The sequence below is a fragment of the Janthinobacterium sp. GW821-FHT03A03 genome (assembly GCF_059421435.1).
This window is the reverse complement of sequence record NZ_JBWKUZ010000010.1, coordinates 86232-110709: the sequence shown is the minus strand read 5'-3', so window position 1 is coordinate 110709 and position 24478 is coordinate 86232. Positions and strand designations below refer to the sequence as shown.

Annotated in this window: 20 protein-coding genes and 1 tRNA gene; 15 read left to right on the top strand and 6 right to left on the bottom strand. The window is 64.4% G+C overall.

Annotation, left to right across the window (positions count from 1 at the left end):
- The first annotated feature begins 5 nt into the window (after positions 1 to 5).
- Complete coding sequence (locus AC07VI_RS18780) at positions 6 to 3227, top strand: molybdopterin dinucleotide binding domain-containing protein (RefSeq protein WP_086145724.1); 3222 nt, start codon at positions 6 to 8, stop codon at positions 3225 to 3227.
- Here AC07VI_RS18780 and AC07VI_RS18775 read toward each other — a convergent pair.
- From AC07VI_RS18775 to mutM, 5 genes are read right to left on the bottom strand one after another with little or no spacing between them, the layout of a single operon-like run.
- Complete coding sequence (locus tag AC07VI_RS18775; protein WP_086145725.1) at positions 3224 to 3838, bottom strand: response regulator transcription factor; 615 nt, start codon at positions 3836 to 3838, stop codon at positions 3224 to 3226. The genes AC07VI_RS18780 and AC07VI_RS18775 overlap by 4 nt on opposite strands.
- Positions 3835 to 5628, bottom strand: coding sequence for a sensor histidine kinase (locus tag AC07VI_RS18770; RefSeq protein WP_086145726.1), 1794 nt, complete (start codon positions 5626 to 5628; stop codon positions 3835 to 3837). Before AC07VI_RS18770 ends, AC07VI_RS18775 begins: the two co-directional genes overlap by 4 nt.
- Positions 5628 to 6791 carry an A/G-specific adenine glycosylase gene (gene mutY, locus AC07VI_RS18765; RefSeq protein ID WP_086145727.1) on the bottom strand — a complete coding sequence of 388 codons (1164 nt, stop codon included), beginning with the start codon at positions 6789 to 6791 and terminating at the stop codon, positions 5628 to 5630. Before mutY ends, AC07VI_RS18770 begins: the two co-directional genes overlap by 1 nt.
- Positions 6792 to 6825: 34 nt before the next feature.
- Complete coding sequence (locus tag AC07VI_RS18760; RefSeq protein WP_086145728.1) at positions 6826 to 8727, bottom strand: dynamin family protein; 1902 nt, start codon at positions 8725 to 8727, stop codon at positions 6826 to 6828.
- 35 nt (positions 8728 to 8762) lie between these two features.
- The gene (gene mutM / locus AC07VI_RS18755) at positions 8763 to 9599 is read right to left on the bottom strand and encodes a bifunctional DNA-formamidopyrimidine glycosylase/DNA-(apurinic or apyrimidinic site) lyase (RefSeq protein WP_099375275.1); all 837 of its coding nucleotides are present in this window, start codon (positions 9597 to 9599) and stop codon (positions 8763 to 8765) included.
- A gap of 166 nt (positions 9600 to 9765) precedes the next feature.
- Here mutM and AC07VI_RS18750 point away from each other — a divergent pair, with 166 nt between their 5' ends.
- The 7 genes from AC07VI_RS18750 to pth all read left to right on the top strand — a co-directional run bounded on the left by AC07VI_RS18750 (position 9766) and on the right by pth (position 15879).
- Complete coding sequence (locus tag AC07VI_RS18750) at positions 9766 to 11556, top strand: tetratricopeptide repeat protein (RefSeq protein ID WP_086145730.1); 1791 nt, start codon at positions 9766 to 9768, stop codon at positions 11554 to 11556.
- 61 nt (positions 11557 to 11617) lie between these two features.
- Complete coding sequence (locus AC07VI_RS18745) at positions 11618 to 12268, top strand: outer membrane lipoprotein LolB (RefSeq protein WP_086145731.1); 651 nt, start codon at positions 11618 to 11620, stop codon at positions 12266 to 12268.
- Entirely contained in the window at positions 12265 to 13149 is an 885-nt protein-coding gene (gene ispE, locus AC07VI_RS18740) for a 4-(cytidine 5'-diphospho)-2-C-methyl-D-erythritol kinase (RefSeq protein ID WP_086145732.1), read from the top strand. The genes AC07VI_RS18745 and ispE overlap by 4 nt, the downstream gene beginning before the upstream one ends.
- A gap of 78 nt (positions 13150 to 13227) precedes the next feature.
- A tRNA-Gln gene (locus tag AC07VI_RS18735) sits at positions 13228 to 13304 on the top strand.
- Between the two features lie 150 nt (positions 13305 to 13454).
- On the top strand, positions 13455 to 14405 hold the full coding sequence (locus tag AC07VI_RS18730) for a ribose-phosphate pyrophosphokinase (RefSeq protein WP_034753270.1): 951 nt from the start codon (positions 13455 to 13457) through the stop codon (positions 14403 to 14405).
- 165 nt (positions 14406 to 14570) lie between these two features.
- Entirely contained in the window at positions 14571 to 15179 is a 609-nt protein-coding gene (locus tag AC07VI_RS18725; RefSeq protein WP_492992278.1) for a 50S ribosomal protein L25/general stress protein Ctc, read from the top strand.
- Between the two features lie 115 nt (positions 15180 to 15294).
- Positions 15295 to 15879 (top strand): aminoacyl-tRNA hydrolase, encoded by a 585-nt coding sequence (gene pth / locus AC07VI_RS18720; RefSeq protein ID WP_086145733.1) that lies wholly within the window; start codon positions 15295 to 15297, stop codon positions 15877 to 15879.
- Here pth and AC07VI_RS18715 read toward each other — a convergent pair whose 3' ends face one another.
- A complete protein-coding gene (locus AC07VI_RS18715) occupies positions 15880 to 16977 on the bottom strand; it encodes a serine hydrolase domain-containing protein (protein WP_492992281.1) in 1098 nt (365 codons plus the stop codon).
- Positions 16978 to 17094: 117 nt separating this feature from the next.
- On the opposite strand from AC07VI_RS18715, the gene AC07VI_RS18710 reads away from it, so the two are divergent.
- The 7 genes from AC07VI_RS18710 (at position 17095) to AC07VI_RS18680 (ending at position 24478) form a co-directional block, all read left to right on the top strand.
- Positions 17095 to 17670, top strand: coding sequence for a hypothetical protein (locus AC07VI_RS18710; RefSeq protein WP_086145735.1), 576 nt, complete (start codon positions 17095 to 17097; stop codon positions 17668 to 17670).
- Entirely contained in the window at positions 17670 to 17903 is a 234-nt protein-coding gene (locus AC07VI_RS18705) for a helix-turn-helix domain-containing protein (protein WP_086145736.1), read from the top strand. The genes AC07VI_RS18710 and AC07VI_RS18705 overlap by 1 nt, the downstream gene beginning before the upstream one ends.
- 152 nt (positions 17904 to 18055) lie before the next feature.
- Positions 18056 to 19147, top strand: coding sequence for a redox-regulated ATPase YchF (ychF, locus tag AC07VI_RS18700; RefSeq protein ID WP_086145737.1), 1092 nt, complete (start codon positions 18056 to 18058; stop codon positions 19145 to 19147).
- 218 nt (positions 19148 to 19365) lie between these two features.
- Positions 19366 to 19884, top strand: coding sequence for a sigma-70 family RNA polymerase sigma factor (locus AC07VI_RS18695; protein ID WP_086145747.1), 519 nt, complete (start codon positions 19366 to 19368; stop codon positions 19882 to 19884).
- A gap of 3 nt (positions 19885 to 19887) precedes the next feature.
- Positions 19888 to 20856: a FecR domain-containing protein gene (locus AC07VI_RS18690; protein WP_086145748.1), complete on the top strand. Its 969-nt coding sequence runs from the start codon at positions 19888 to 19890 to the stop codon at positions 20854 to 20856.
- A 95-nt stretch (positions 20857 to 20951) separates the two neighbouring features.
- Entirely contained in the window at positions 20952 to 22730 is a 1779-nt protein-coding gene (locus tag AC07VI_RS18685; protein WP_086145749.1) for an ABC transporter ATP-binding protein, read from the top strand.
- Positions 22724 to 24478 (top strand): ABC transporter ATP-binding protein, encoded by a 1755-nt coding sequence (locus tag AC07VI_RS18680; RefSeq protein WP_086145750.1) that lies wholly within the window; start codon positions 22724 to 22726, stop codon positions 24476 to 24478. Before AC07VI_RS18685 ends, AC07VI_RS18680 begins: the two co-directional genes overlap by 7 nt.

The following is a 24478-nucleotide window of genomic DNA, read 5'->3' as shown; positions in this document are numbered from 1 at the left end:
CAAAGATGAACGATCAAATACACGACAACGCAAATACCGACGTCCCTGGAGACGAAAACGAAAAGCGCCGCAAGCTGCTGCGCTACGGCGCCATCGGCGGCGGCCTGGCCGCGTTTGCCGCCGGCTTTTCCACCACGGCCGGCCGCATGGTCGACCATGCGCTGGGCAAGGACAAACCCGTACAGCGCTTGCACGGCAATTCCCTGGCGCCCGAGTTTTCCGTCGACACGGCCACGGGCAAGCTGACGCTCAATCCGGACCAGCAGGTCAGCTACACCATGTGCATGGGCTGCACCACGTTCTGCGGCGTGCGCGTGCGCCTGGATAAAAAAAGCGGCAAGGTGCTGCGCGTGGCGGGCAATCCCTACAGCCCCCTGTCGGCCGATCCGGCACTGCCGTATCAGACACCGATACGCGACAGCTTTATTTCCCTGTCGCGTTTCGAGGAAAAGGGCTTGAAGGGACGTTCCACCGCTTGCGGCCGCGGCAATGGCGTGCTGGAACAGATGGAGTCGCCGTTCCGCGTGCTGGCGCCCATGAAGCGCGTGGGGCCGCGCGGCGGAGGCCAGTGGGAGCCGATCGCCTTCGACCAGCTGGTCAAGGAGGTGACGGAAGGCGGCGACCTGTTTGGCGAAGGCCATGTGCAGGGCTTGCGCGCCTTGCGCGAGCTGGAAAAACCGATCGATCCGGCGCAGCCGGAACTGGGTCCGCAAGTCAACCAGGTGGGCCTGATGTGCAGCACCGACGATGGCCGCCTGGCGTTCGGTACGCGCTTTTTCAAGCAGTCGTACGGCAGTTTGAACCTGGTCAACCACGGCTCGTATTGCGGCGGCGCCTACCGCAGCGGCTCGGGCGCCATGTTCGGCGACATGAAGAAAATGCCGCATGCGAAAGTAGACCTGGAAAACACGGAATTTTGCATCTTTGTCGGCACGGCGCCGGGCAATGCGGGCAATCCATTCAAGCGCCAGGGCACCTTGATCGCCAAGGCCCGTTCGGGCAAGCGCGAATTCAGCTACGTTGTCGTCGACCCCGTGCTGACGAATGCGGACAGCCTGGCCGCGGGCGACCGCAGCCGCTGGGTGCCGATCAAGCCGGGCACGGATGGCGCGCTGGCCATGGCCATGATCCGCTGGATCATCGAGCATGAACGCTATGACCGCAACTTCCTCGTGCAACCGAACCTGAAGGTGGCGGAAGCGGCGGGCGAGGCTGCCTGGTGCAATGCCACGCATTTGATCATCAACGAGAAGGGGCATCCGCGCGATGGGCGCTATCTGCGCGCATCGGACATCGGCGCGGTGGAGCTGCCGGAAGAGGAGCGCTACAAGGATGGCGACGCATTTTGCGTGATCGACGCGGCCACGCAAGCGATCGTGCCGCACAACGCCGCCAAGGGCGAGGCGCGCCTGTTCTTCGACGCCCCGCTGGAGGTGGCTGGCGCGCCGCTGCACCTGAAGACGGCCATGACGATGCTCAACGAGGAATCGCAGCGCCACAGCATGGCAGACTATTCCAGCGCCTGCGGCATCCCGCTCGACGTCATCGAAGGCCTGGCGCATGAACTGACCAGCCATGGCAAGCGCGCGGCCGTCAATGCACACGGCGGCATGATGTCGGGCGCCGGCTTTTACAACGCGTACGCGCTGGTCATGCTCAACACCCTGATCGGTAACTTGAACCGCAAGGGCGGCACCCTGGTCAATGGCGGCAGCTTCAAGGATGCGGGACCCGGTCCGCGTTACAACCTCGAGAGTTTCGACGGCGAGATCAAGACATCCGGCATGCCGATCGGGCGCAATGTGCCGTATGAAAAAACCTCGGAATTCAAGCTGAAAAAAGAAGCGGGCAAGGCATATCCGGCCAGGGCGCCGTGGTATCCGAACGCGCCCGCACTGGCGACCGAGTGGCTCACCAGCGCCATGAACGGCTACCCGTACGCCTTGAAGGCGCTGATACTATGGAGCTGCAATCCGGTGTACGGCATCACGGGCTTGCGCGCGCAGATCGGCAAGGAACTGGCCGATCCGAAGAAGATTCCCCTGATCGTCGCCATCGACCCCTTCATTAATGAAAGCTCGGCCTTTGCCGACTACCTGCTGCCCGATACCTTGCTGTACGAAAGCTGGGGCTGGGCCGGCGCCTGGGGCGGCATGCCCGTCAAAATGAGCACGGCGCGCTGGCCAGTGGTCGAACCGCGCGTGCAAAAAACGCCGGACGGCCAGACCATCTGCATGGAATCGTTCTTCATCGCGCTGGCAAAAACGATGGCCTTGCCCGGCTTCGGCCCCGATGCCTTGCAGGACATGGATGGCCAGCGCTTCCCCCTTCAGCGTGCGGAAGACTGGTATTTGCGCGGCGGCGCCAACATTGCCTGGCAGGGCAAGACGGCCGTGCCGGAGGCCAGCGATGACGATATCGCGCTGTCCGGCGTGGCGCGCATCCGCCCCGAACTGGAACGCACCCTGAAGCCGGAAGAGTGGCGCAAGGTGGCCTTCATGCTGGCGCGGGGAGGGCGCTACCAGAGCTATGGCGAGATGTTCGGCCTGCGCCTGCCGCCGCCAGCGAATGCCAAGGCGCCGGCGGCTCCCGTTCCGGTGGCCGACGAGACGCCGTATCCGCAGGACTGGTCCACGCACCGCTACCTGAAGCCCATGATGCTGTACAACGAGGGGCTGGGCGTGAGCAAGAACAGCTTGAGCGGCAAGCGTTTCCCCGGCACGCCCGCGTGGCGAGTGGCGGCATTTGCCGATGGCACGCCCGTGCGCAAAACCTACCCGGCCAGCGAATGGCCGTTCGAGTTGATCAGTTTTAAATCGGCGCTGCAGAATTCCTACAGCATCGGCGCGCGGCGCTTGCGCGGCATCCATCCGGACAACCCTGTCGCCGTGCATCCCGACGATGCGGCGCGCCTGAAGCTGGAGAATGGCGACCAGATTTACCTGGAAACGCCGGGCGGCAGGGCTAGGGCCACGGTGATGCTGCGCCACGGCGTGCAGCGCGGCGTGATCGCCGTCGAACACGGTTTCGGCCACAAGGAGCATGGCGCGCGCGCGCATCGCATCGGCAAGTTGCGCCAGCCCGATGAACCGGCCATCGGCGCGGGCATCAACCTGAACGACCTGGGGCTGACGGACCCGAGCCGCGGCGACAAGAACGTGTTTGTCGATCCGGTCTCCGGCACGTCGGTGCGGCAAGGTCTGCCGGCGCGCATCGTGCGGGCTTAAAGCTCTCCACAGGCCATCAGCAGCCGGGCTACCTCGGCTGCTGAGTGCAGGCCCAGCTTTTCCATCGTGTTATGACGGTGCACCTGCACCGTCTTGTCGCTGATACCCAGCTCGCGGGCGATGACTTTCGAGGCTTTTCCCTCGGCCATCAGCAGCGCCACTTCGCGCTCGCGCACCGTCAGGGTGGCCAGAGCCGTTTGCGCCGTCGTCGCGCTGGCGGCGCGGCGGCTTTCGTCGATGCTGCGCGTGATGGCGCGCGTGACGGCGTCCAGCAGCACCTGGTCCTTGCACGGTTTTTCCAGAAAGTCGCAGGCGCCCGCCTTCATCGTCTGCACGGCCATGGCCAGGTCGCCGTGGCCGCTGAGGAAAATCACGGGCAGGGAAATTGCGTGACGCGACAGTTCCTGTTGCAGTTCCAGTCCGCTCATCAGGGGCATGCGCACGTCGAGCAGCAAACAGCCCGGTACATGGCCATCGTAGCGTTGCAGGAAGTCGCGCGCGGACTCGAAAGCCTCCACTTTCCAACCGGCCGAATCGAACAGATAGGCCAGCGAGCGGCGCATGGCGGCGTCGTCGTCGACGACAAAGATGATCGCATCGCTTTCATTCATGGTGTTTCCTTATCTACTTCCATATGCGTATCTTCGGGCAGGCGGAACCAGACCGTCAAGCCAGGCGCATCGGCGTTGGCGTGGGCCGACAGGCTGCCGCCAAACGACTCGATGATGCTCTTGCTGAGGGACATGCCCAGGCCCAGGCCTTCGGCCTTGGTGGTGAAAAACGGTTCAAACAGGCGCGCCATCTGCGCCGTATCGAGGCCGCAGCCGGCGTCGCGCACGGCCACCGTACAGGCGCCGTTTTCGCGGTGCAGCAGCACGCCAATCGGGTGCTGCGGATGGTCGTTTTCCACCTGCGCGTCGAGCGCATTCTTGAGCAAATTGAGCAGCACCTGCTGCACTTGCTGCGGGTCAGCCAGCACGCGCGGCCCAGCGCGGAGCGTTTCGTGACGCCAGCTGATCTGCGCCTGTGGATGGGCTGCGCGGAACAGGGACACCGCTTGCTCCACGGCGTCGGCCAGGGCGAAGGCCGTGCTGTGCGCGGGACGTTTTTGCGCCATCGCGCGGATGTGACGGATGATGGCGCCCGCGCGTTCGCTTTGGGTGGCGATTTCCTGCGCGCCGTCGAGCAGCGGGGCCGCGTCCAGCCGGCCCGCCGTGATGCGGCGCGCCATGCCGCGCGCGAAATTGCCGATGGCCGCCAGCGGCTGGTTCAATTCATGCGCGATGGCGCTGGCCATCTCGCCCAGGATGGCCAGGCGCGCCGTGTGGTCGAGCGTGGCCTGGCGCTGGCGCGCCTGTTCTTCCAGCGCGCGCTGCTGGTGCTGCGCCGCGCGCAATTGCTCCGTGCGCCGGCTGACCAGGTATTCCACGCGCACCGTATGCACGGCCCAGGCCACCAGCAGGGCCAGCACCAGCAGCATCCAGCCCCAGTAGCGGCGCAGCGCCGTCTCGAACGTCAGCTTGTCCAGGTAGGCGTAGGGGCCGATGCGCAGTTCGCGGAACAGTTCATCGACAATCTGGTAGTCGCTGGGCACCGTCCAGCTGTAGCCTTCGCTGGTGCGCGGCATGGCCAGCAGGGCCTGCGCCACTTTTTTCGCCAGCGCTGGCGGCGTCTGGCGCAGAGCCACGAAGGGCCAGTCCGGATACAGCCGCGACGAGCTGGCGCAGCGAAAGCCGGGAATCGGACGCGTGGTGATCACGCGCAGTTCCTCGGCCCGTACTTCGCCGCGCGCCACCATCTGTTCCAGCAAACAGGTGCGCACGATGCCGGCATCCATGCGGCCCGCACGCACGGCCTCGACGATCTGCTGCGAGGGAAAACCGCTGTAGCGCAGGCTGGCAAAATCGTGCGTGGGATCGATGCCCGCTTCCCGCAGTTCGCGCGCGGCGATCTGGTAGCCGCCAAACGCGTCGGGCGCCACGGCCATCACGTTCTTGCCCGCCAGGTCGGCCAGGTCGTGCAGCGGCGACGCGCTGCGCACGACGATGGCCGAGCCGATGGCCTGGCGCGGCGAGTCCGTCCATGGCGATTCGAGCGTGGCGATGCGGCTGGCGCCGTCGCTGTGTTCGAGCGCCACGTAGTGGCCGCTGCTGGTGATGGCAAAGGCGATGGCCTGCGACTGCACGGCCCGCGTCAATCCGGCCTGGTCGTAGTCGGCCAGGATAAAACGGATGCCGGGAATGCTGGCCTGCAGGTGGCGCGTCACATACGACCAGTCCTGCTGCACGGCGTCGCCGCCCTTGTAGGCCAGCACACCGATGCGTACCTCCGGCAGCGCGTCAGCCGCTTGAACGCCATGCAAACACAGCGCCGTCAGCGCGAACAGTAAAAAACGCCGCACTAGAACATGCTGCGCTGCGCCGCGCGCGCATCGCCGAACAGGTCGAGCAGCAGCTTCTTGATGGGCGCCGGCAGCGGCGCGTCGGCGATTTTCGCGCCGTCGTACCAGACGTGCGTCGCTTCCCCGGCCAGCGTCAGGCGGCGTGCCAGGGTGATGCGGCAGGGGACGATGTGCAGCTTGTAGTGGGTAAATACGTGCACGATGGGCAGCAAGCGCTCCTGCGTTTCGATTTCGCCGAAGGGCGCCACGGCGTGCGCCAGCGCCTGCTGGTCTATTTCTCGCGTTGTATCTTCATCGGCCAGCACATGGCCATCGAGTTCGGGCAGCGACAGCAAGCCGCCCCAGATGCCGGAACCGGGGCGCTGCTCCAGCAGTACCTGGCTGTCGTCGATGATGGCCAGCATGACGGCGTGTTTCTCAGGACTGGTTTTCTTCGGCTTGCGCACCGGCAGATCCTTGGTGCGGCCGGTGGCGTAGGCCACGCAGCGCGCTTGCAGGGGGCAGCGGCCGCAATCGGGACTGCTGCGCGTGCACAGGGTGGCGCCGAAGTCCATCAGGCCCTGCGTGTAGGCTTCAATGCCGGTTTCCGGCAGCAGTGCCTCGGCGCGGCGCCACATGGCTTCTTCGACCCGTTTTTCGCCGGGATAGGCGTCGATGCCGAAGGTGCGCGCAAACACGCGCTTGACGTTGCCGTCCATGATGGCCGCGCGCGTGCCGCTGGAAAACGCGGAGATGGCGGCGGCCGTCGAGCGGCCGATGCCGGGCAGGTCGGCCAGTAGCAGCGGGTCGCTGGGGAAGACGCCGTCGTATTCGGCCACCACGCGCTGCGCGCATTTGTGCAGGTTGCGCGCCCGCGTGTAGTAACCGAGGCCGCTCCACTGCGCCATCACGTCTTCCACCGGCGCGCCAGCGAGGTCGCGCAGGGTGGGGAAGCGTTCGAGGAAGCGCGCGTAGTAAGCGAGGACGGCCGTCACCTGCGTTTGCTGCAGCATGATTTCGGACAGCCAGATCAGGTAGGCGTCACGCGTATTTTGCCAGGGCAGCGCGTGGCGGCCATGCTGCTTTTGCCAGGCGATGACGGTGGCGGAAAAAGTCGGGTCGCTATAATTTTCCAGGGGTGCCCCGTCCGTGGCGGGCGAGAGCGGATGCAGCAGACGTTTCATGCAGGATTCCAGTGTTGTATTCAGTGTGCAGGGTTCATGCGGCGCTGGCGGCGCGCAAGGCGGCCAGCAATTGCGCCAGCTGCGCCTTGTCGCGTTCGAGCGCCGCCAGGCTGGCTTCAAAGCCGGCGATTTTCTGTTCCAGGCTGCCGGTGGCGTCATGGATGCGCTGGATCGAGGCAAAGCGCAGTTTCAGCTGCTCCTTGTATTCGACGATCTGTGCTTCCAGCGGTGCCATGATGACTTTCAGCCAGGCGCTGGCGTCGTCGTTGGCGTTGGTGAAACTGCGGCGCACGCGCGAGGCGATGGTGTCGAAGAATTTTTCCATCAGCACAGTCCTGCTGGTGGTGAGCAGGGTGGCCGTACCGAACTGCTTGTGGTACACGGCTTCGATATCGTCGATTTCCTGGCGATAGCGGGCCAGCGAAAACGGCATCGGCGCGGCCAATGCCAGGCCATGTTCGGTGGCGAATTTGCCGTACATCACCTGCATCATTGCCATGATTTCGGCCGTCTTGCCTTCAGACCGCTCCAGGTTGCTGGCGATGCGTTCGAAGTACTGGCGCATGGCTTCGCGCAGGCCAGTGAAAAAACGGCTGCGCTGCATTGCCGTGCGCACGGCGTCGATGTCGTCGCGCACGATGTCCATGCCCAGACTCGTGTACAGCTCCGTCGACAGGCGGGTAAACACGGCGCGCGTCGCTTGCAGCTTGAACAGGCTGCTGTCGAACTCCTTTTTCTCGATATCGATGCGCCGCATCATGTGCGCGATCACGCTCTGGTTCTTGCCGCGCAGGCTATGCAGCTCATGCAGCTGCTCGGCGCCGCCGCGCGCGCGCGCCGCATACTGCACCTGTTGCGCCGCTTCGATGGCATCGACGTCGAACGCCAGCTGGCGCCGGATGATGTCCTTGCGCGCAGGGATCAGTTCTTCGAACAGGGCCGTCTCCAGCGCCTGCAGGCGGCTTTTTTCCAGCAGCGCGACGTCGTGGTTGATCTTGCCCACCAGGGCTTTCTGCGCCGAGACGGGGAACACCTGGCCAGCGTCCAGGGTCAGCAAATGTGCCACGCTGGCCTGCTGGCGCTCGATCGCTTGCGCCACCTCGGCGTCGCCGCGCAATTCGTCCCACATGCTGTCGATCTTGTTGAGTACGACCAGACGTCCGGCGCCGGCACCGATATGATTGCGCCAGACCTCGATATCGCTGCGCGTCACGCCCGTGTCGGCCGCCAGGATGAACAGCACCGCGTGCGCGTTCGGAATCAGGTTCAGGGTCAGTTCCGGCTCCGTGCCGATGGCGTTCAGGCCGGGCGTGTCGAGGATGACCAGGCCCTGTTTCAGCAGCGGATGGGGGAAGTTGATGATGGCGTGGCGCCACATCGAGATTTCCACCTGGCCGTCCTCATCGACCATCGCGGGCGCGTCCGCGTCGTCGGCGTCGTACAGGCCGTAGCGCGCGGCTTCCTCGATGCTGACTTTTTTCGTCAGGCTAACCTGGCGGATGGCTTCCTGCATGTCGCCGCCCGCGTCGATGTTCAGGGGCAGGACGGTCCAGGCGGCGGGCAGGTCGCGGTAGTCGCTGGTCGACAGGTTCTGCGCGCGTGTCTCGATGGGCAGCAGGCGGATCGACGGCTGCCACGCCGCGTCGTACAGCAGTTCGGTGGGACACATGGTGGTGCGCCCCGCCCCGGACGGCAGGATGCGCTGGCCGTAATCGGCAAAGAAAATGGCGTTGATCAGCTCGGATTTGCCGCGCGAGAATTCCGCCACGAAGGCGACAGATAAACGGTCATCGAGCAGGCGGGAGCCACAGCGGGCCAGGCGCAGCGCGGAGGCGCCGTCGACCAGGCCTGCCGCGCTGGCGGCCTGCCGGTAAGCCTGCAAGGCGGCCAGCACGTCCTGGCGCCATGCGCTGTATTGTTCCAAGTCCCTGACCATCTGGCTCCCTTTAATAATGACCTGCTTTTGACGCGCTATTTCTGGCAATTCACGCAATAAAACGTGGAACGCTGTCCCTGCACGATTTGCCGGATAGGCGCGCCGCACACGCGGCAGGGCTTGCCCGCCCGGTTGTACGTGTAATACGTCTGCTGGAAATAGCCGGACTGGCCGTTTACGCCAATGAAGTCGCGCAGGGTGCTGCCGCCTTGCACGATGGCTTCGGCCAGCACGTCGCGGATCGCCTGCGCCAGTTTCTCATAGCGGGCCAGGCCAATGCGCCTGGCCGGCGTCTTCGGGTTGATCCCCGCGCGAAACAGGCTTTCGGAACAGTAGATATTGCCCACGCCGACGACGATGTCGCCCGCCATCAGCACCTGCTTGATGTTGGTGCCCTTGTTGCGCGTTTTTTCGAACAGCAGCTGGCCCGTGAAGCCGCCCTCGAGCGGTTCCGTGCCCAGGCCGCGCAGCAGTACGTGGCCATCCAGCGGACCGTCGGCCTCGTCGTGCCACAGCACGGCGCCGAAGCGGCGCGGGTCCGTCATGCGCAGCACATGCTGGTCGCCGTCGGCGTCTTCCACGATCAGATCAAAATGGTCGTGTTTTTGCGCTTCCGTCCCGGGCGGCAGCACGCGCAGGTGGCCCGACATGCCCAGGTGGATAATCAGCGTGCCGTGCCGGAAGTGGATCAGCAGGTATTTGCCGCGCCGTCCCGTCAGGCCGATGGTTTGCCCGGACAGTTGCTCGCCCAGGGCAGGGGGGAAGGGCCAGCGCAGGCCGTCGCGGCGCAGCACGACGGAACGCACGGCGCGCCCTTCGAGATGGGGCGCGACACCGCGCCGTGTAACTTCGACTTCTGGCAATTCTGGCATAGGGCTCGAACGGATAAAATGCGGATAAAAACAGGCGGGCCGCCGGCTGATGGCTGGCCCGGAGAGCATACGTCACGCCAGCGTATATATTTCGTTACATACGTGAAGTACGCAATCTGCGGGTTGGGCGTAGAATCAAACTTTGCCGTTTAGCCAGGATCAGCCTTTGAAAAACGCTTTCGCCATTGTAACCTTGTCCGCCCTGATGGCCACGCATGCCATGGCGCAGACGCCTGCCGCCCCTGCCGATGCCGCGGCCAGCCCCTCTGCGTCCGCGCCCGCCGCGCAGCAGGAACCGGATGCCGACGCCCAGGCGGACGCCAAGGCGGAGGGCTTGCCCAAGGTCGAACTGAGCAGCGACCTGCTGTACAAGCTGACCAAGGCGGAAATGGAATTCAAGAGCGGGCAGTGGCAAGGGCCGTACGTGACGATGATGGTGGCGGCGCAGCAGACGCGCGATCCGCGCCTGGCGCGCCGCGCCTCCGAAATGGCGCTGGCGGCCAAGCAGGGCGGCGAGGCGCTGGCGGCCATCCGCCTGTGGCGCGAGCTGGCGCCTGCATCCGACGAGGCGACGCAGTTTTTCCTCGGTTTCGTCGTCCTGACGGACAAGATCGAAGAGGCGGAGCCGATTTTTGCCGAACGCCTGGCCAATGCGCCGGCGGGGGCGCGCGGCGTGGCCCTGTTCCAGATGCAGCAGATCCTGTCGCGGGCGAATGACAAGCTGTATGCCTACTCGATGGTGACGCGCCTGGTACAGCCCTACCTGGACATGTTCGAGGCCCACCTGGTACTGGCGCAGGGCGCCCTGTCGATCGGCGAGCGTGACCGCGCCATCGGCGAGGCGAACAAGGCGCTGGCCATCAAGCCCAATTCCGAACTGGCCGTGCTGACCCTGGCGCAGGTGACGGGCGAGCCCGAGGCGGCTGGCAAGGTGCTGGCCGCCTTCCTGCAGAAGAATCCGGACGCCGTCGAGGTGCGCGGCGCCTATGCGCGCCTGCTGGTCGAGCAGAAGCAGCTGGAGCCGGCGCGCGAGCAGTTCCTGCTGCTGCTGAAAAGCCAGCCCGATAACGTGGGCGGCCTGTACGCGCTCGGCATCGTGGCGCTGCAGCTGGAAGACACCAAGGGCGCCGAGCAGTACTTCAAGCGCTTCCTGGCCGTGCTCGACAAATCGCCCGGCGACGCGCGCGATCCGTTCAAGGCCCTGATGATCTTGTCGCAGATCGCCGAGACGCGCGGCGACACGGCCGGCGCCATCGCCTGGCTGGACAAGATCGACAACCGCGAATCAAGCGGCTATTTCGATGCCCGCCTGCGCCGCGCCCAGCTGATCGCCCGTGGCGGCAATCTCGATGCGGCGCGCAAGGCGCTGACGGAAATCGAAACGGACGATCCGGCCAACAAGGCGCAGGTGCTGCTGGTCGACGCGCAATTCCTGCGCGACGCCGGCTATGTGCAAAGCGCCTACACGGTGCTGGAAAACGCGCTGCTGCGCTTCCCCGACAATCCTGAATTGCTGTACGACTACGCCTTGCTGGCCGAGCGTCTCGACAAGCTGGACCTGATGGAGGCCAGCCTGCGCCGCGTGATGGCGCTGGCGCCCGACAACCAGCATGCGTATAACGCCCTGGGCTACTCGCTGGCCGAACGGGGCATCCGCCTGCAGGAAGCCCATGCGCTGATCGAAAAAGCCTTGCAGATGGCGCCCGGCGACCCCTTCATCATGGACAGCATGGGCTGGGTGCAGTTCCGCATGGGCAACCTGGCTGCCGCCGAAAGTGCGTTGCGCCGCGCCTATGCCGTGCGCAGCGACCCGGAAATCGCCGTCCACCTGGGCGAAGTGCTGTGGCAGAAGGGCGACAAGGCCGAAGCGCAAAAGCTGTGGCGCGAAGCGCAAGGCAAGGACCCGAAAAACGATGCGCTGAAAAGCACCCTGGCGCGCCTGAATGTCAGTTTGTGATTGTATCGATTAATTCAACTATAAAAAACCAGCGCCATGGCGCTGGTTTTTCCTTGTGCCCATGTTAAAAAAACTCTTTCCCCTGACGCTCGCCTGCCTGGCCCTCTCGGCCTGCTCGACCCTGAGTTCCCCATTCTCGTCCGGCGCCGCGCCATCCGCTACTACCGTCGCGCCCTACCGTGAGCAACTGGAGCTGACGGGCCGCCTGAACGTCGTCTACCAGAAGGATGACAAGCCCGAATCGGCCACCGTCAATTTCAACTGGCAGCAGACGGCCGAGCGCACGGACGTGACCCTGTATTCGCCCGTGGGCAGCACGCTGGCGACGATTGCCGTCACGCCGCGCGAGGCCGTGTTGACGCAGAGCGGCAAGGCGCCGCGCAGCGCGCCCGACGTCGACACCCTGAGCGCGCAGCTGCTGGGCTGGTCCTTGCCCGTGTCGGGCTTGCGCGACTGGCTGCAGGGCTATGCCATGGGCGCCGACGGCAAGCGCTTCGTTGCTTCACCGGCCAACGACAGCGTGACGACCAGGGACGGCTGGCGCTTGCGCTATGTGTCGTGGCAAGAAATAGGGCAAAATGCGGCCGACACTAGACCGGGCGCCTTGCCCCAACCGCGGCGCATCGATGCCGAACGCAATGCCAGCGCGCAGGCCGATGCCGTCTCGCTGCGCATCGTGCTCGATCCCGCCCCATCCGCACCAGCACCATGACGTTGACTACCCTGAATAACTGCCCGGCCCCGGCCAAGCTGAACTTGTTTCTGCACGTCAACGGCCGCCGCGCCGACGGCTACCATCTGCTGCAGACGGTGTTCCAGTTGCTCGACCATGGCGACACCCTGCACTTCGCGCTGCGTGACGATACGGTCATCCACCGGGTGACGGCGCTGGCCGGCGTGCCGCAAGAGCAGGACTTGATCATCCGTGCCGCCAGATTGCTGCAGGCGGAAGTGCTGCGCCGCACGGGCGCCTTGCCGCGCGGCGTCGATATCGCCATCGACAAGGTGCTGCCCATGGGCGGCGGCCTCGGCGGCGGCTCGTCCGACGCGGCCACGGCGCTGATGGCGCTCAACCGCCTGTGGCAGGCGGGCTTGACGCGCGAGGAACTGATGGCGCTGGGCTTGCCGCTGGGCGCCGATATCCCGTTCTTCATCTTTGGCGAAAACGCCTTTGCCGAAGGCGTGGGCGAGGCCTTGCAGCCCGTCGCCACGCCGGAATGCTGGTATGTGGTGATCGAGCCGGGCGTGCAAGTACCCACCGCCGCAATTTTTTGCGCGGAAGGCTTGACGAGGAATACTGAACCCGTCACAATAGCGGACTTTTCCAGGCACCTCGCAGAAGGAAACGATGCGGGCGGGTTTGGTAAAAATGATTTACAGCAAGTGGCATGCAGTCTTTTCAAGCCGGTAGCAGATGCGGTAGAATGGCTGGGTGCTTACGGTGAGGCCAGGATGACTGGTTCCGGTGCTTGTGTGTTTGGTGCGTTTGGCAGTCAGGAAGAAGCGGATGCGGTGCTCAGCAATGTGCCACCAGTCTGGATCGCCTGGAAGGCTAAAGCGCTGAATCGCCACCCGATGCTCACCATGTTGTAAAGAGCAAAAAAAGATTTTGCTTAGCGTCAAAAAGTCGGTATAATGCTGGCCAACATGACGGCAAGCAGTCAGTAACGTAGGGGAATCGCCAAGCTGGTTAAGGCACTGGATTTTGATTCCAGCATGCGAAGGTTCGAATCCTTCTTCCCCTGCCACCATTTCACCGTAGTCTGTCGATGCGAAGTTGGCGTCCAGTGCGGGAAAAAGCAGATATGCTGCCACGCAGCATATTCTAAACAATGACTGACCGGGCCTATGCCCGGTTAGTGCTTTTCAAGACTTCTATATCACCTCTTGGGACTCCCATGGCTTACGAAAACCTGATGGTTTTTACCGGCAACGCGAATCCAGCGTTGGCAGAGGGGGTCGCAAAAAACCTCGGCATCCCTCTCGGTAAAGCAAACGTTTCGAAATTCTCCGACGGCGAAGTAATGGTCGAGATTAACGAAAACGTGCGCGGCAAGGATGTTTTTGTTTTGCAATCCACCTGTGCTCCAACCAACGACAGCTTGATGGAAATCATGCTGATGGTTGATGCCTTGAAACGTGCTTCCGCCGGCCGCATCACCGCCGCGATTCCCTACTTCGGCTACGCCCGCCAAGACCGCCGTCCACGCTCCGCGCGTGTGGCGATTTCGGCCAAGGTGGTGGCGAACATGCTGGAAGAAGCCGGTGTCGAGCGCGTCCTGATCATGGACCTGCACGCCGACCAGATTCAAGGTTTCTTCGATATCCCAGTCGACAATATTTACGCTTCGCCAATTTTGCTGGGCGACCTGCAAAAGAAAAACTACCAGGATCTGCTGGTCGTGTCGCCGGACGTCGGCGGCGTGGTACGTGCGCGCGCCCTGGCAAAACGCCTGGGCTGCGACCTGGCCATCATCGACAAGCGCCGTCCAAAAGCGAACGTGTCCGAAGTGATGAACATCATCGGTGAAGTCGAAGGCCGCAACTGCGTGATCATGGATGACATGGTCGACACGGCAGGCACCCTGACCAAGGCTGCCGAAGTGCTCAAAGAGCGCGGCGCGAAAAAAGTCGTGGCGTATTGCACGCACGCGGTGCTGTCGGGCCCGGCGATCGACCGTATTTCGGCCTCGCCACTCGATGAGCTGGTCGTGACCGACACGATTCCCCTGTCCGAAGCGGCCCTGGCCTGCGGCAAGATCCGTCAATTGACGTGCGCGCCGCTGCTGGCCGAGACGTTCAAGCGCATCATCAAGGGTGATTCGGTTATCTCGCTGTTTATTGACTAAATAGCGTAGCAGTAAAAGACGTAATGCCTGCGGCGCGACCGGCTTTTTGCCTGTTGCGCCGCAGTGTTTTAGTTTTCGGGGTGTTTTTCACCCATTTTCGAGGATTCCTGGTCGCGGGAATCCTCATAACACAAGGCGCAAGCCTTGTTCTTCTTGGAGTTTCACATGAAAGTTATCGCATTCAAACGCGAATTGCAAGGTTCCGGAGCGAGCCGCCGCCTGCGCATTTCCGGCCAAACCCCTGGTATCGTCTACGGCGGCGCTGAAGCCCCTGTGCTGATCTCGCTCGATCACAACGCCCTGTACCACGCGTTGAAAAAAGAAGTGTTCCACTCGTCGATCCTGGACCTGGAAATCGACGGCGTTTCCCAGCAAGTTCTGCTGCGTGACTTCCAAGTCCACGCATACAAACAACTGGTTCTGCACGCTGACTTCCAGCGCGTTGACGCTAAGCAAGCTATCCACGTGAAAGTGGCGCTGCACTTCGTAAACTCTGACGTTTCCCCGGCAGTCAAACTGCACGGCGCGACCATCAGCCACGTAGCCAACGAAATCGAAGTTTCGTGCCTGCCAGGCCAACTGCCAGAATTCATCAACGTTGACCTGTCGAACATCGACGTCGGTCACTCGCTGCACGTCGGCGACCTGGTTCTGCCAGCTGGCGTGACCGCTGTCACCCACGGCGCCAACCTGACCATCGCTACCGCTTCGGTACCGGCTGGCCACGTTGCTGCTGAAGCCGCTGCTGCTGAAGTTGCTGCTGACAAGAAGTAATTTTGCCGCCGCAGCAATGCGGTAGTTGCAAGGAAAAACCCGCCAGGTTCGCCGCGCGGGTTTTTTTCCGCCTGTTTTCACCGATAATGCTTTCTTTTACATTGCAGACACAGCCATGCCCATACGCCTGATCGTCGGCCTCGGCAACCCGGGACCCGAATACGAACAAACCCGCCACAATGCCGGCTTCTGGCTGGTGGACAATCTTGCCAACAGCTTGCCTGGCACGCGGCTGCAGCGCGATTCGCGCTATAACGCCATGCTGGCGAAAACCTCGATCGGCGGCAACGAAGTCTGGCTGCTCGAACCGCTGACGTTCATGAACCGCTCGGGCCAGTCCGTGGGCGCGCTGGCGCGCTTTTTCAAAATTGCCGCCGATGAAGTGCTTGTCGTGCATGATGAACTGGACTTGATGCCCGGCATCGCGCGCCTGAAAAAGGGCGGCTCGGCCGGCGGCCACAATGGCTTGAAAGACATCACGGCCGCACTGGGCACGCAGGATTACTGGCGCTTGCGCCTGGGCATCGGCCACCCGCGCACCCTGAGCCTGCAGCAGCAGGTGGCCGACTTCGTGCTGCACCGCCCGCGCCGCGAAGACCAGGAACTGATCGAGCAGGCGATAGAAAAATCCCTGCAGGTCATGCCGCAGATCGTCGAAGGCAAGTTCGAGGCGGCCACCATGAAGCTGCACACAGCGTAGTTATTTCCCCGCCTTGCCGAAGCCGGCCATGATGGTTTTCGCCATCTGCTGCTGGCTGGCCTGGGCACTGCTGCCTTCGCCCGCGTTGGCGGCGATCAGCAAGCCGTCGCCGCTGCCGGGCGCCAGGGCGATCAGCGCATGCCAGTAGCCGTTCGAACCCAGATGCGTGAGCACGCGCTGCGGCGCCTGCGGTGGAAAATGCATCACGCCCCAGCCCAATGCCGCATTCGTCTCGCCTTGCGCCGTATGCAGCAAGACATACGTTTCCTTCCTGAGCAATTTCCCCTTGCCCTGCTCGCCCTGCAGTTGATCAAGCGCAAACTTAGCCCAGTCAGCCATGCTCAGGTGAATTTCCCCGTCGGGCGCCATCATCAGCGGATTGCTCGCCATTAAGCCCGCGATGGGCTTGCCTTCCTTGTGGCCCAGGTTCTGCCCGCGCACGGTGGGGCCGAAGGCGGCCTGCATGCCCAGCGGGCCGAACACTTCCGCCTGCATCAGTTCTTCATACGTCTTGCCCGTGACGCGTTCTGCGATGGCGGCGGCAATCATGGCGCCGCTGTTCGAATAATGCGATTCGCCGCGCGGCGTGGCCACGGGCGCGTCGGCCAGCGCGCGCTGCGCGTATTCCAGGCGCTGCAGCGGCAAGGCGCGCGCGTCCGTGTAAGTGGAATTGATCCATGCCTCATCCGGATTGGGCGGCAGGCCGGCGCGGTGCGCCAGCAGATCCATCAGATTGACGTCGCGGTATTCGGCGCGCATGCCGGCACTCAGCGCGGGCAGCATGGTTGAGAGCGGCGCATCCCACGCCAGCACGCCCCGTTCCACCAGCCGCGCGATCAGTGTCACCGTCATGGCCTTGCCGTTGGAGCCGATATTCCACACGTCATCGGCGCGCACGGTGTCGTGGCCGGCATTGGCGCGCAGGCCAGCTTGCGCCTGCGCATCGATCTTGCCGTCGCGGATCACGAGTATGGCCATGGCCGGCACGCTCTTGTCGGCCAGCGCCTGCTGCAGCATGGCGTTCAAGTCATGGGCGCGGGCGGCGCCGCCGAGCAAAAAGGCGGTGCTGCAAACGAGTGCGGCAAGCAGGGTTTTCATGGTGCCTCCAGTCGGTAGGGTAAGGGAATATGCTAAAATGTTCGCAAAACATGATCTAATTATTGTTTTACGATAATTTATTCTAGCAACACTTTCCGCATCCGTATACTTTTGAATATGAAAAAAAATCAGACGGGGCCGGCGGCGCTGAGCCGGCGCGTGCGCTACGGCGTTTCGGGATTCTTTCTGCTGTACCTGCTGCTGACGGTGCTGGGCTGGCTGGCGCCTGCGCCGGCCGCGCAAGGCAGCCTGGGCGGCGTCGGCATGTATGAACTGCTGCTGCAATTGCAGAGCCAGCCATTCGAGCGCCTGGCCGCCATGCCCCTGTGGCAGCGGGGACTGGGCCTGGCGCTGGCCTTGCCAGCCCTGTGCGTGCTGGGCGACGCCGTGCGCCAGCTGGCCCTGGTCTTGCGCCAGTTCGAGCAGGGCGTGTTTTTTACGCCGCAGGTGGCGCGCCACTTTCGCCGCTTCGCCGGCGGCTTGCTGCTGGGAACGGTGCTGACTTTGCTGGAACCGACCGTGCGCGGCATGCTGTTCGGCTTGCTGGAAGAGGGAACGCGCCAGCTGCGCCTGGTTGTCGACCTCACGGGCGGCGACCTGTGGACCTTGCTGCTGTGTTCAGTTTTCTTTGCGCTGGCGCAAATCCTGCATGAAGGCCAGAGATTGGCCGATGAAAACAGCGGGTTCATCTGATGGGCATCGTCGTGCGCCTCGACCTGATGCTGGCCAGGAAAAAAGTGAAATCGAAGGAACTGGCCGCCTTTGTCGGCATCACGGAGCAGAACCTGTCCCTTTTAAAATCGGGCAAGGTGCGCGGCGTGCGTTTCGACACCTTGTCGAAAATCTGCGAAATGCTCGAATGCCAGCCCGGCGACATCCTGGAATTCGATGCGTCGCAGCCGGACGACGGGGATGGCGACAGTTAAGGTCGCCGGGGCGGTTTTTTTGAAGAGTAGGGTGCATAGAGGTACAATTGACCCTTAGAGCATGAATACAGCAAGATTATCCAGAAAACGCCCGCAACGGCCGTTTTGCACCAGCCGCTTGCCGGCAATATTTGATTAATTAAAGGTTTTCCATGAGTCTCCAATGCGGTATCGTCGGCTTGCCGAACGTCGGCAAGTCCACCCTGTTCAATGCACTGACGAAAGCCGGCATTCCGGCTGAAAACTATCCATTCTGCACCATCGAGCCCAACGTCGGCGTCGTCGAAGTGCCGGATCCGCGCATGGATGCGCTGGCCGCCATCGTCAAGCCGGAACGCATGGTCAACGCCATCGTGGAATTCGTCGACATCGCCGGCCTGGTAGCCGGTGCATCGAAGGGCGAGGGCCTGGGCAACCAGTTCCTGTCGCACATCCGCGAAACGGACGCCATCGTCAACGTCGTGCGCTGCTTCGAAGACGACAACGTCATCCACGTGGCCGGCAAGATCAATCCGCTCGACGATATCGAAGTCATCCAGACCGAACTGGCGCTGGCCGACATGGGCACCGTGGAAAAAGCCATCCACCGCGAAAACAAGAAAGCCCGCTCGGGCGACAAGGACGCAGCCAAGCTGCTGGCCATCATGGAACGCATGATGCCTTACCTGAACGACGCCAAGCCCGTGCGCGCCATGGGCCTGGACGCCGACGAAATGGAACTGATCAAGCCTTTGTGCCTGATCACGGCCAAGCCGGCCATGTTCGTGGCCAACGTGTCCGACTCGGGTTTTACCAACAACCCGCTGCTGGACCAGCTGACGGCGTATGCGCAATCGCAAAACGCCCCCATCGTCGCCATCTGCGCGGCCCTGGAAGCGGAAATCGCCGACCTGGATGACGCCGACAAGGGCGCTTTCCTGGCCGACATGGGCATGGAAGAGCCGGGCCTGGACCGTCTGATCCGCGCCGGCTACAAGCTGCTGGGCCTGCAAACCTACTTCACGGCCGGCGTGAAGGAAGTGCGCGCCTGGACCATCCCCGTAGGCGCCACGGCACCGCAGGCGGCCGGCGTGATCCACACTGACTTCGAACGCGGCTTCATCCGCGCGCAAACCATCGCCTATGACGACTTCATCGCCTACAAGGGCGAAGCAGGCGCCAAGGAAGCGGGCAAGATGCGCGCCGAAGGCAAGGAATACGTGGTCAAGGATGGCGACGTGCTGAACTTCCTGTTCAACGTCTGATCCAGACCTGGCCCCATGCGGGGCTGCAACGAACCCTGCAAGTCATTGATTTGCAGGGTTTTTTATTGCCCGTTTGTTTGATCCCATCGCCTTGCCATGCCGCGCGTTCCGGCCCGGCCGGTTGCGCCTGTCTTGCTTTTTCGCATACAATGAGAATAATTCTCATTTATATTGATGCGCCTGCCGTCCCGCTGGCCATCGACCACAGGAAGGGTATCGTGAGCACCGCCGAGTTAGCGCTTCAGCAGCAAGTGAGCAGTCTGTACACCGACCACCATGGCTGGCTGCGGGGCTTGCTGCGCCGCAAGCTGGGCAATGCCATCGATGCGGCCGACCTGGCGCACGATGTGTACCTGCACCTGATGAAGACGGGGCGCGTGCCGCCGGCCGGGGAATCGCGCCGCCACCTGACGCAGATCGCCAACGGCATGGTCATCGACCTGTACCGCCGCCGCCAGATCGAGGCGGCCTACCTGGAAGTGCTGGCCCTGGCGCCCGAAGCGCTGGCGCCGTCCGGGGAAGAGCGCGCGCTGGTGCTCGAAGCGCTGGCGCACATCGACGCCGTGCTGCACCGGCTGCCTGCCAAGGCGCGCACGGCATTGCTGTTATGCAAGCTGGATGGCCTCAGCTACCGCGATATCGCCGCCGAATTGCAGGTGTCCGTCTCGTCCGTGGAAAAATACATCGCCGCCGGCCTGCTGGCCTGCTACCAGGCCCTGCACGGGCAGGACGCCTGAGCCATGGAAGTGGTGATTGCACCGGCCATCGTGCAGCAGGCGGCCCAGTGGATGGCGCGCCTGTGGTCCGACGACGCCAGCGATGAGGACCAGGCCGATTGCGCCCGCTGGCGCGCCGCCCATCCGCACCACGATCTCGCCTGGCAGCGCCTGCAGGCGTTCGAAGGCAAGCTGCACAGCGTGCCGCGCGACGTGGCCCGCCATGCGCTGCGCGAACCGGCTCCCGCCGCCTACCTGAACCGCCGCCGCGCCCTGACACTGCTGACCGTGCTGCTGCCCGTGGGCGGCATGCTGTATGCGGCGCGCGGCACGGACGCCTGGCAAGTGGCCACGGCTGGCCATAGCACAGCCACGGGCGAGGTCCGCGAGATTACCTTGCCTGATGGCACGCGCGTGATGCTGGCCTCGGCTTCCGCCGTCGACGTGCGCTTCGACGCCGGCGAGCGCCTGCTGGTCTTGCGGGCCGGCGAAATCCTCGTCACCACGGCCCACGATCCCGACCCGGCGCAGCGGCCGTTCCGCGTGCAGGGGCGCCACGGCACGGTGCGGGCCCTCGGCACGCGTTTTACCTTGCGGCAAGACGAATACACGTCGCGCGTGGACGTCTTCGAGGGCGCCGTCGAGATACGCCTCGCGCATGCGCCCGGCAACGCCGTGGGCGTCGCCACGGGCTACGGTGCCGTCTTCTCGGCCGACATCGTGCAGTCTGCCGCCCCCGTGCCGGCCAGCGCGGCGGCCTGGACGAAGGGCGTGCTGGTGGCCGACCACATGCGCCTCGATGAGCTGCTGGCCGAACTGGCCCGCTACCGGCCCGGCCTGCTGCGCTGCGATCCGGCCGTGGCCGGCTTGAGCGTCAACGGGGTGTTTTCGCTGCGCGACACGGACCGCGCGCTGCACAACCTGGCGCTGGCCTTGCCGGTGCGGATCGTTGCGCGCACGCGCTTTTGGGTCACGGTGCAAGCGGCTGCCTGACAATGTTGCGGGCCCGATTGAGGGTTTTGTCATCTCGTTCGGGATATAGGGTGAGAGCCACTCTTTTCTTTTGACACCATGCCTGTCCTTTTTTCATGAGCACCCATGACGCGGCCCCGGCCGAAACCAAACAGCCTGGCCCCATCAGGCGGATACTGCAGCCCATCCGCGGGCGCCTGATCGCCGCCGCCATGCTGGCCGCCAGCGGTTCCATGCTGACCCTGGCGCCGCTGGCGGGCATCGCGCGGATCGCGCACAGCGCCTTTGCGCCGGCGCACGGCGATATCTGGCCCATCATCATCGCCAGCGTCGCCTGCCTGTTCCTCGGCATGGCGCTGATGTCGCTGGGCGAGCTGGCCGCCCACCTGGCCGACAACCGCCTTACCCACCAGCTGCGCCTGCAAGCGATGCAGCGCCTGGGGCAGGTGCCGCTGGGCTGGTTCACCAGCCGGGCCTCGGGCGAGGTCAAGCAGGCGATGCAGGACGACATCAACACCCTGCACAGCCTCACCGCGCACTTTTATACAACGACGGGGCGCGCCGTGGGCGCCATCGCTATCTCGGTGGTGTACCTGTTCGCCATGGACTGGCGCCTGGCCCTCATCGCGATATTACCGTTTCCCGGTTTTTTCCTGTTCTTCGGCCGGGCCATGAAGGCCAGTAGCGGCAACATGGCGCAATTCGTCGCCGGCATGGGACGCATCAACAATGCCGTGGTGGAGTTCGTCAACGGCATTCCCGTGGTCAAGGCCTTCGGCGCCACGGGACGCGCGCACGGCAGCTACCGCGCGGCCGTCGATGCGTTTGCCGATGCGTTTGCCGCGTTTACGCGGCCGCTGGTCGGTTCGATGGCCAATGCCAATGCGCTGATCGCGCCCGTCGCCGTGCTGGGCGTGGTGGTGCTTGCCGGTACCGTGTTCGTGGCGCTGGGAGCGATGGCGCCCGTGGACGTGCTGCCCTTCGCCCTCGTGGCGCCCGGCATTTCCGCGCCCATGCTGCTGCTCCATTACCTGACGCACGACCTCAACAACGCCACCGGCGCCGCCCAGCGCGTACTGGCCTTGCTCGATACGCCCGTGCTGGCGCAGCCGGCGCCCGGCCAGCAGCAGTTGCCGAACGGCACGGAGATCCGCATGGAAGGCGTGGGCTATGCCTACGACGGGCAGAACAAGGTGTTGTCCGGCTTCAATTTGACCTTGCATCCCGGCACGGTGACGGCCATCGTCGGCGCTTCCGGTTCCGGCAAGTCGACGCTGGCGCGGCTGCTGCTGCGCTTTTTCGACCCGACCGAGGGGCGCATCACCCTGGGCGGCGTCGACCTGCGCCACATCGCCACGCCCGAGCTGTACCGGCGCATCGGTTTCGTGCTGCAGGAAGTGCGGCTGATCCACGCCAGCGTGCGCGAGAACATCGCGCTGGGGCGGCCATCGGCCAGCGCGCGCGAGGTCGAAGCGGCGGCGCGCCTGGCGAACATTCACGAACGCATCCAGGCCTTGCCACGCGGCTACGATTCCGTCATCGGCGAGGACGCGCAGCTGTCCGGCGGCGAGCTGCAGCGCGTGAGCATCGCCCGCGCCGTGCTGCTTGATCCAAACGTGCTGGTGCTCGACGAAGCGACGGCCGCGGCCGATGCGGAAAACGAAGTGGCGATCCAGGATGCGCTGTCGCGCTTTGCCCGGGGCCGCACCTTGCTCGTGATCGCGCACCGGCTCGACACCATCATGCACGCCGATCACATCGTCGTGGTTGACAACGGCGCCATCGCCGAGCAGGGCAGCCATGCCAGCTTGCTCGCAGACAAGGGCCGCTACGCGCAATTGTGGGCGCTGGGCGGCTATCAGGCATCCCCGGAAGAGGCTCCCCCATCATGCTGAAGACCTTCATTCAACTGCTGGGCGACGATGCGCCCGTGTTCCGCCGCTACTGTGCCATGGCGCTCGCGTATGGCGTGCTGAGCGGCTTGACGATCACGGCGCTGGTGCTGGCCCTGGGCCGCCTGCTGGCCGGCGACGCGGGCGGCGCGGCCCTGTGGCTGCTGGTGCTGCTGGCGGGGCTGGTGGCTTGCTGGGGCTGGCGGCGCCAGGTGGAAAAGGCGGGCGTGCGCGTGGGCGTGACGGTGCTGCAAGGGGCGCGCCAGCGCCTGGGCGACCATGTGGCGCGTCTGCCCGTCGGCTGGTTCACGCCGGAAAACACGGCGAAACTGGGCCATGTCATCACGCAGGGCATGATGAACGTGGCCCAGCTGCCCGCCCACGTACTGACGCCCGTGATCTGCGGCGCCGTCACGCCCGTGGTATTGCTGGCCGCGCTGTTCGCGCTGCACTGGCCGCTCGGCGTGACAGCCTTGCTGGCGCTGCCCCTCCTGGCAGCTGCCTTGCGGCTGACGGCGCACCTGGGCCAGCGCGCCGACGATGCTTATCACCGCCATTTTGCCCGGACCAGCCAGCGCCTGGTTGAGTTTGCGCAAGCGCAATCCGTCTTGCGCGCATTCGGCGGTGACGGCACGCGCTTCCTGCAGCAAGCCATCGACGGGCAGCGCCACGCGGGTACGCGGCTCATTTACCTGTCGGCGCTGTCGTCGGTGCTCAATGCCTGGGCCGTGCAAGCCATCTTTGCCGCCCTGCTGGCCGCCGCCGCGCTGTGGTTCGATAGCCGCCTTGGCAGTGTGCTTGAAACGGCAGACGCCATCGCCGTCATCGTGGCGCTGCTGCTGGTGGTGCGCTTCGTCGACCCGCTGCAGGAAGTGGCCAGCTACGGCGAAGTGCTGCGCGGCGCGCGCGGGCCGCTCGATGCTGCGCGCGATATTTTCGCCGTGCAGCCCTTGCCGGAAGCACACCAGCCGCAAGCGCCGCGCGACGGCGCGGTCGAATTGCGCCATGTGCACTTCCGCTATGCACAGGACCAGCCCGACGCATTGACAGATATCAATCTGCAGATTGCGCCGGGCAGCATGACGGCGCTGATCGGCGCTTCCGGTTCCGGCAAGACGACCCTGGTGCGCCTGATCGCGCGTTTCTTTGACGCCAGTGCAGGCGCGGTGCTGGTGGGCGGCGTCGATGTGCGGCACATGTCCAGCGAGCAATTGGCAGGGCAGATCAGCCAGATCTTCCAGGACAGTTATCTGTTCCAGGGCAGCATCGCCGACAATATCCGCCTCGGCAAGCCGGGCGCCACCGATGCCGAGGTGCTTGACGCGGCGCGCCAGGCGGGCGTGGCCGAAATCATCGCCCGCCTGCCGCAGGGGCTGGACACGCCCGTGGGCGAGGGCGGCGCGCGCCTGTCCGGCGGCGAACGCCAGCGCATCGCGATTGCCCGCGCGCTGGTCAAGGATGCGCCGATACTGCTGGTCGACGAGGCGACGGCCGCGCTGGACGCGGAAAACCAGGCCGCCATCGCCGAGGCGCTGGCGCGGCTGCGCGGCAAGCGCACGGTGATCGTCATCGCCCACCAGCTGTCGACGGTGGCCATGGCCGACCGGATCGTCGTGCTCGACGGCGGCGTGCTGCGCGAGCAGGGCGCGCCAGCCGCCTTGCGCGCGCAGGGCGGCCTGTATGCGCATTTCCTGGCCCAGCGCCAGGCGGCCAAGGGCTGGCGCATCGCCGCACCGGGGCGCCAGCCTTGA

Coding starts and splice junctions, on each gene's coding strand:
- AC07VI_RS18780 (WP_086145724.1), top strand. CDS start 6: ATGAACGATCAAATACACGACAACGCAAATACCGACGTCCCTGGAGAC.
- AC07VI_RS18775 (WP_086145725.1), bottom strand. CDS start 3,838: ATGAATGAAAGCGATGCGATCATCTTTGTCGTCGACGACGACGCCGCC.
- mutY (WP_086145727.1), bottom strand. CDS start 6,791: ATGAAACGTCTGCTGCATCCGCTCTCGCCCGCCACGGACGGGGCACCC.
- AC07VI_RS18760 (WP_086145728.1), bottom strand. CDS start 8,727: ATGGTCAGGGACTTGGAACAATACAGCGCATGGCGCCAGGACGTGCTG.
- mutM (WP_099375275.1), bottom strand. CDS start 9,599: ATGCCAGAATTGCCAGAAGTCGAAGTTACACGGCGCGGTGTCGCGCCC.
- AC07VI_RS18745 (WP_086145731.1), top strand. CDS start 11,618: ATGTTAAAAAAACTCTTTCCCCTGACGCTCGCCTGCCTGGCCCTCTCG.
- ispE (WP_086145732.1), top strand. CDS start 12,265: ATGACGTTGACTACCCTGAATAACTGCCCGGCCCCGGCCAAGCTGAAC.
- AC07VI_RS18730 (WP_034753270.1), top strand. CDS start 13,455: ATGGCTTACGAAAACCTGATGGTTTTTACCGGCAACGCGAATCCAGCG.
- AC07VI_RS18725 (WP_492992278.1), top strand. CDS start 14,571: ATGAAAGTTATCGCATTCAAACGCGAATTGCAAGGTTCCGGAGCGAGC.
- pth (WP_086145733.1), top strand. CDS start 15,295: ATGCCCATACGCCTGATCGTCGGCCTCGGCAACCCGGGACCCGAATAC.
- AC07VI_RS18715 (WP_492992281.1), bottom strand. CDS start 16,977: ATGAAAACCCTGCTTGCCGCACTCGTTTGCAGCACCGCCTTTTTGCTC.
- AC07VI_RS18710 (WP_086145735.1), top strand. CDS start 17,095: ATGAAAAAAAATCAGACGGGGCCGGCGGCGCTGAGCCGGCGCGTGCGC.
- AC07VI_RS18705 (WP_086145736.1), top strand. CDS start 17,670: ATGGGCATCGTCGTGCGCCTCGACCTGATGCTGGCCAGGAAAAAAGTG.
- ychF (WP_086145737.1), top strand. CDS start 18,056: ATGAGTCTCCAATGCGGTATCGTCGGCTTGCCGAACGTCGGCAAGTCC.
- AC07VI_RS18690 (WP_086145748.1), top strand. CDS start 19,888: ATGGAAGTGGTGATTGCACCGGCCATCGTGCAGCAGGCGGCCCAGTGG.
- AC07VI_RS18685 (WP_086145749.1), top strand. CDS start 20,952: ATGAGCACCCATGACGCGGCCCCGGCCGAAACCAAACAGCCTGGCCCC.
- AC07VI_RS18680 (WP_086145750.1), top strand. CDS start 22,724: ATGCTGAAGACCTTCATTCAACTGCTGGGCGACGATGCGCCCGTGTTC.